Annotated in this window: 6 protein-coding genes; 3 read left to right on the top strand and 3 right to left on the bottom strand. The window is 66.2% G+C overall.

Annotation, left to right across the window (positions count from 1 at the left end):
- Positions 1–927, top strand: a 927-nt coding sequence (locus tag DBR20_RS16285; protein ID WP_108266949.1) for a patatin-like phospholipase family protein, incomplete at its 5' end; no start/stop codon positions are given.
- Positions 928–954: 27 nt separating this feature from the next.
- Here DBR20_RS16285 and DBR20_RS16290 read toward each other — a convergent pair.
- A complete protein-coding gene (locus DBR20_RS16290; RefSeq protein ID WP_108266951.1) occupies positions 955–2,958 on the bottom strand; it encodes a hypothetical protein in 2,004 nt (667 codons plus the stop codon).
- A 104-nt stretch (positions 2,959–3,062) separates the two neighbouring features.
- Positions 3,063–3,545, bottom strand: a complete 483-nt coding sequence (locus tag DBR20_RS16295; RefSeq protein ID WP_108266953.1) for an Lrp/AsnC family transcriptional regulator — start codon at positions 3,543–3,545, stop codon at positions 3,063–3,065.
- Positions 3,546–3,670: 125 nt separating this feature from the next.
- Here DBR20_RS16295 and phhA point away from each other — a divergent pair, with 125 nt between their 5' ends.
- A complete protein-coding gene (gene phhA, locus DBR20_RS16300) occupies positions 3,671–4,564 on the top strand; it encodes a phenylalanine 4-monooxygenase (RefSeq protein WP_108266955.1) in 894 nt (297 codons plus the stop codon).
- A gap of 12 nt (positions 4,565–4,576) precedes the next feature.
- Here phhA and DBR20_RS16305 read toward each other — a convergent pair whose 3' ends face one another.
- Positions 4,577–5,752 carry a Fic/DOC family N-terminal domain-containing protein gene (locus DBR20_RS16305; protein WP_181393111.1) on the bottom strand — a complete coding sequence of 392 codons (1,176 nt, stop codon included), beginning with the start codon at positions 5,750–5,752 and terminating at the stop codon, positions 4,577–4,579.
- 163 nt (positions 5,753–5,915) lie between these two features.
- On the opposite strand from DBR20_RS16305, the gene DBR20_RS16310 reads away from it, so the two are divergent.
- Positions 5,916–6,361: DUF2442 domain-containing protein (locus DBR20_RS16310; RefSeq protein ID WP_108266959.1), on the top strand; the 446-nt coding region annotated here is incomplete at its 3' end.

The following is a 6,361-nucleotide window of genomic DNA, read 5'->3' on the forward strand; positions in this document are numbered from 1 at the left end:
GGTGAAGAGGTTCGCCCCACCCCGCCCGTGCAGCCCACCCTGGTTCCGCAGGCCAAGCCGGTGAAGATCGGCATCGCGCTCGGCGGCGGCGCGGCCAAGGGCTTTGCGCATATCGGCGTGATCAAGATGCTCGAGGCCAACGGCTTCGAACCGGTGGTGGTGTCAGGCACCAGTGCCGGCAGCGTGGTCGGCGCCCTGTATGCCAGCGGCATGGACGCCTTCCAGATGCAGAGCAAGGCGGTGGCGCTGGATGAAGCCAGCATCCGCGACGTACGCCTGTTTTCCGGTGGCCTGGTGCAGGGCCAGAAGCTGCAGGACTACGTCAACGAACAGGTGGCCAACCGCCCGGCCGAGCGCCTGAAGAAGCCGTTCGCCGCCGTCGCCACCCAGCTGGAAACCGGCGAGCGTTCGATCTTCGTGCGCGGCAACGTCGGCCAGGCCGTGCGTGCTTCCAGCAGCATCCCCGGCGTGTTCGAGCCGGTGAAGATCGGTGGCCGCAACTACATCGACGGCGGCGTGGTCAGCCCGGTGCCGGTGGACGCCGCGCGCCAGCTCGGCGCCGAGTTCGTGATCGCCGTGGACATCTCCAGCAAGGCCAGCGGCAAGGCACCGACCGGCATGCTCGGCATCGTCAACCAGTCAATCTCGATCATGGGCCAGCGCCTGGGTGAGCAGGAACTGGCACGCGCGGACATCGTGATCCGGCCCAAGGTGCTGGACATCGGCGCTGCCGACTTCAGCCAGCGTGGCACTGCCATCCTGGAAGGCGAGAAGGCCGCGATGGCGGCGATGCCGCAGATCCGCGCCAAGATCCAGCAGCTGCAGAGGGCCCGCGCCGCCGCATTGGCGCCGGCACCGGTGGCTGCGCCGAAGTGCGACGAACCTTCGCGCCTGGGCAAGCTGATGGGCCGCAAGGAAAAGTGCTGAAGCGCGCCGCTTGAACGACTGCTGCGGTCAGCGCCGCGGCGGTGGGTAGCCACTGGCCAGGCGTCGCTGCCGGCGTCGTTCGTCCACCGCCCGGTCATGCCGCTGTGCGCTCAGCTGCAACTGCTCCATCGCGTCCCCCGGCAGCCACAGCTGCTGCTGGGCACGGGTGATCGCCACGTAGGCGGCGCGCACCGGGCTGTGCTGCGCGCGCGCGTCGTGGCCGCTGTCGAAGCAGCACGGCGCCATGGACACGGTGGCGAACTGCAGGTTCTTGGCATGCTGGGCCAGGCACAGCACGATGCTGGCCTCGTCCGCATCGACCAGTCGCCCGAGCAGGCGCTGCAACGCCGCAGCATCGAAGCCACCGGCAAACAGCGCGGGAATGTCCGCCTGTCCACGCTTGGCGCAGACCTGCACGAAGCTTTCCCAACGTTGTCCGGGGCCGCCACCGGCGGCGCTGCGCCATGCGTCGATCGGACCGTCCACCTCTTTCAACAGCGCCTGCCGCGACGCTGGGTGTAGATGCACGCGCGCGCCGCGCGCAACCAGTTCATTGGCTTCCAGCAGCATCCGCCACAGGCTGCCGTACAAGCGGGCGCCGGTGCTGGGCACCACCGACCACTCGTCATAGCGTCGCAGGCCGGTGGCGCGGTCGCTGGCCCCCATGAACGGTGCCGGCTCGCCGAGATCGTCCAGCGCCAGTGACTGGTTGACCAGCGCATCGACCTGGCGCCCCTGGCGCACCGACTGGTGCATCTCCAGCGTTTTCGCCGATGACCAGCGCTGTACGCGTCCGCTCAACCGCTGATGCGGATCGCCGAGGCTGACCACGCCGGGCGCGTGGGTGGCCAGCAGCTGTTTCCACGCCGGGCTGAGATCGTGCGCCTCATCGACCAGCACCATGCCCAGCGACACCGGCAGCGGCACGCCACGCAGCGCCAGCCATTTGCCGATATGGCCCGCATCCAACCGCAGGCAGCCGCCCTTCTGGACCACTGCATCGAACATGCAGCGCCAGACGAACTCCGCCGCCGCGATGAACGGCGTGGCTTCCAGCTGCGCTGCGCCCAGCGAGCGCTGGAAGTGCCAGGCCTGCAGGTTCGGCGCTGACGACGCGCACCAGCGATTGATGGCTTCCAGGGCGATCATCAAGACCTGGTCCGGCCGACGCGCGCCGATGGCCGGCAAGCCAAGGCGTGCGGCCGCCTCGCGCAGGGTCAGCGTGCTCTGCCGGTACGTCGGTACGAAGCCACCGGTCAGGCCGTTGGCGGCGGCATGACGGGCGATCGTGTTGGCGAACTCGATCTGGGTCAGCAGCCGCGTGCTGGCGTCGGCCGGCAGCCGCGCGCGGAATGCCTCAACCTGGCCACGCGTAGGCGCCACGTAGGTATAGCGGCCCGGGCGCGCCTGCAGCAGCGCCAGCACCAGATGGCCCTTGCCGGTGCCGGCGTAGGCCTGCAGGTCGATCAGTTCATCGGGATTGGCGGCGATCGCGCGCAGCACGCGTGCCTGTTCGGAGGTGAACAGACCGTTGTGCTGGGTCGCGTGCATTGTCTGTTGGTCGTCGCCGGCGTCTTCGTCATCGCCTTCGGCCAGCGATGTGGCCGGAAAGTGGATCGTGTGCTCTTCCAGGGTGATCCTGCAGGCCTCCTGGAAGTCCGCGCCGGGATACGCGTGCGGCGACACCGCCAGCACCGCCTCCATCACCTCGTCTGGTGCCAGCAGCACGTCCTGCGCGGCCAGCACGCCCAGCCACGCCTCCAGTGCACGCGCATCCTGTCCAGCGCTGGCCGCCAGCTGCGCCTGCGCGGCGTGGCCATCATCCGCAGCGAACAGCGCACAGGCATCGTGCAGCAAGCGCTGCAGCTGGGCTGCCGGTTGCTTCTGCCGGCGGCACAGCATGGCCACCAGCAGGCCGGCCTGCTCCAGCGGCGTGTCCGGCGCCGTGCCGTCGGTCAGGTGCAGCAGCAGGCTCTGCTCGCGCAGCGGAAGGAACAGCAGGGAAGACGTCGAGGATGGGGTATCAGACATGCCGGAGCCAGAAGGAATCACTGCGCTGCCTGCATGTTGACGGCCGCCGCGGGGCACGATGCTCGGCCAGTGCGCGCGCGCCGTCAAACATCATGGCGCCCCGCTCATTCAAGCTGCGACAACGGCAATGCCTGGAAACCCTTCACCGTACGCAGCACGAAGCTGGAATTGGCATCGGCCACACCGCCGGCGTTGAGCAGCCTGTCCAGCAGGAAACGCGAGAAATGCTCCAGATCGCGCACGTAGACATGCAGCAGGTAGTCCATGTCGCCGGTCAGGGCGTGGCAGGCCACCACCTCGTCCCAGCCTTTCACGCTGTCGACGAAATGCGCGATCGCGGCCTGGTCATGCTTTTCCAGCTGCACGCGCACGAAGGCCTGCAGTCCCAGCCCCAGCTGGCGCGGCTCCAGCCGTGCACCGTAGCCGGTGACCACGCCCTCGCTTTCCAGCCGCTGCATGCGCCGCAGGCAGGCCGAGGGCGACAGGTTCACCCGGGCCGCCAGCTCGGCGTTGGTGACGCGCCCATCGCGCTGGATTTCGTCCAGCAGGCGTATATCCGTGCGATCGAAGTGGACTTCTCCAGCCATTGCTGCCCCGCAACATGGTGAGTACGCAATGATATTGCGCCAAGGGCACTGAATCGCGCAACTTTTGCAACCCTGTTGCGCGCCCCCTGCCCTAGCATCGTGGGTATCCCGTCAAGGAGTCTTCCATGGACCTCGCCCAGCCCCGCCGCGTCGAACACCAGCAGACCGACAAGGGCTACGTGCCGGTGTACACCACCGCGCTCGTCGAGCAGCCGTGGGACACCTATACCGCCGACGACCACGCCACTTGGAGCACGCTGTACCAGCGCCAGCGCGAACTGCTGGTCGGCCGCGCCTGCCAGGAATTCCTGGATGCGCAGGACGAGATGGGCATGAGCGCGCACATGATCCCGCGCTTCGACCAGCTCAACGAAGTGCTCGGTGCGGCCACCGGCTGGACCCTGGTGGGCGTGGAAGGCCTGCTGCCGGAACTGGATTTCTTCGATCACCTGGCCAACCGCCGTTTCCCGGTCACCTGGTGGATCCGCCGCCCCGACCAGATCGACTACATCGCCGAACCGGATCTGTTCCACGACCTGTTCGGTCACGTGCCGCTGCTGATGAACCCGGTGTTCGCCAACTACATGGAGGCGTACGGCCGTGGTGGCGTCAAAGCACACGCGATCGGCCCCGAGGCGCTGCAGAACCTGACCCGCCTGTACTGGTACACGGTGGAGTTCGGCCTGATCGACACGCCCGACGGCATGCGCATCTACGGTGCCGGCATCGTCTCGTCGAAGGGCGAATCGCTGTACTCACTGGAGTCGGCCGCACCGAACCGCATCGGTTTCGACCTGCAGCGGATCATGCGCACGCGTTACCGCATCGACACCTTCCAGAAGACCTACTTCGTCATCGACAGCTTCGAACAGCTGATGCAGGCGACGTCGCCGGACTTCACCCCGATCTACGCTGCACTGGCCGACCAGGCGCACCTGCCGGCGGGCGATGTGCAGGCTGAGGACCGCGTGTTCCAGGCTGGTACGGGCGAAGGCTGGGCTGATGGTGGGGATGTGTGAGGGTCCACCGGTTCAACGCAGGCGGTCAGGAATCGTCGCTGGCAATTGATTGAGCCGCTGCAGCACCGCGTGCGCGTGATAGGTCCGTCCCCAGCGACGATCGTTGCCGGGGACAAGGATTCCTTCAGACTCAAGCGCGTAGATGCCCGTCAGGGCAGATCTATCGGAAACATCCAATAACGCAGCCACTTTGGCTGCGGTCACCACCGGGTGGCCGATCAGCAGTGGCGGAAGCCTGCGTGCCACCGAGTCGCGTCGATACCCTCGAAGTTGAATCTCCCACTCTGCCATCAGCCGGGACATGTCATCGGCGATGGAGATCGCGTCATGGGAAGACTCCACTACGGCCTGGCACAGCATATCCATCCACGGGCCCCATTCACCGCGAAGTTGCACTTGGTTGAGGGCGTCGTAGTAGGCGCTCCTGTTGCGCAGCAACGCGCCTGACAGGTAAAGCGGTGGGTGGTGTTCGGCGGCCAGGATCAACGGCAACAGCAGCCTTCCCGTGCGTCCGTTGCCATCCTTGTAAGGATGGATGGTTTCAAACTGGGCGTGGGCTATTGCCAGTTGCGCAATGATGTTGAGTTCAAACGGCTCGTCCTCAACGGGCTCGTACTTCAGCATGGCGCGCTCGAGTTCACGCATCCCCTCGTCAATGCGATCGGGCGGCGAAGGAACGAAACGGGCATCCTCCGGTCGTCCACCCAGCGGGCCGATGATGGCCTGCTCCTGGCGGTAGCATCCCTTTGGAAAGTCGTCCGCAGCGTCCTGCATCAGCACTGCATGGAGCTGGTTCACCAACGTGAGATCGAGTGCCTCACGTCCGCGGGCACGCACGGCGTCAAGGCCCAGTTGCAATGCCTGTACGTAGCGCTCGGTCACCACGACATCGGCAGGCAAACCATCCAGGCCGAGTGTGGCTTCAAACACCAGCAGTTCGTCCAGGTTGGTCTGGGTACCCTCGATCTGGGAGCTCTGAACGGCTTCGCGCCGCGCGAGCGTCCGGGTCACCATGTCGGGGGCAGGCCATTGCCTCATCGCCTGATCCAGACGATCCAGCGAGGCATTTGCAGCGATGAGGCGCTGCCGCGAGCCCGCATGCCCTTCCGGCAGCCGGCGAGGCGTCGGTGGCGGGACCATCGCCAGCAGATTGGGCCGCCCTTCCACGGGAACGAGGTAGGTCTGCAAGGGCCCTGCAATGTCTGCCCGGCGCATCGGAAATCTCCTCGGAAGTCGCTCTATCCTTCAAAAGGCTCCCATTCTTTTGAAGTTTAGGCAAGTAACCTTCAAATTCACCCAGGGCTTTTGAAGCTTTTGGGGATGGATCGCCCGTCCCGGTACCCTGCAGGCCATGACCGATGTGTTTACCGACCTGCGGGTTACCGACGTCGATTTCGACGACGACTTCATCCTGCTGACCCTGGCCGACGGCCGCCACACCCGGCAGCCATTGCGCTGGGCGCCTGCGCTGTTCGAAGCCAATGCCGAACAACGTGCGCAGTGGGTCACCACCGCCGACGGGCTGGGCGTGAACTGGCCGGCGCTGCTGCCGGCGCAGGAGCGCGGCGTGGTCGATGTTCCGAACCAGTTGTGGGATGACCGCTATGAAGCCGCCCTCGCCCGCCTGCAATCGCATGCCTGGACGCTGGATGCGCTGTCCGACGAAGACCAGCAGCTGGTCGCGCTGTGGCGGATGGAAGCAGACATCAACAACGGTGGCTTCATGCAGTTCCTGTGCAACTGGGGCGATCCCACCTGCCAGCTTGCACTACGCGCATTGCAGGCGATGGGCGCAAC

The sequence above is a fragment of the Stenotrophomonas sp. HMWF023 genome, from assembly GCF_003060985.1.
Lineage (GTDB): Bacteria > Pseudomonadota > Gammaproteobacteria > Xanthomonadales > Xanthomonadaceae > Stenotrophomonas > Stenotrophomonas lactitubi.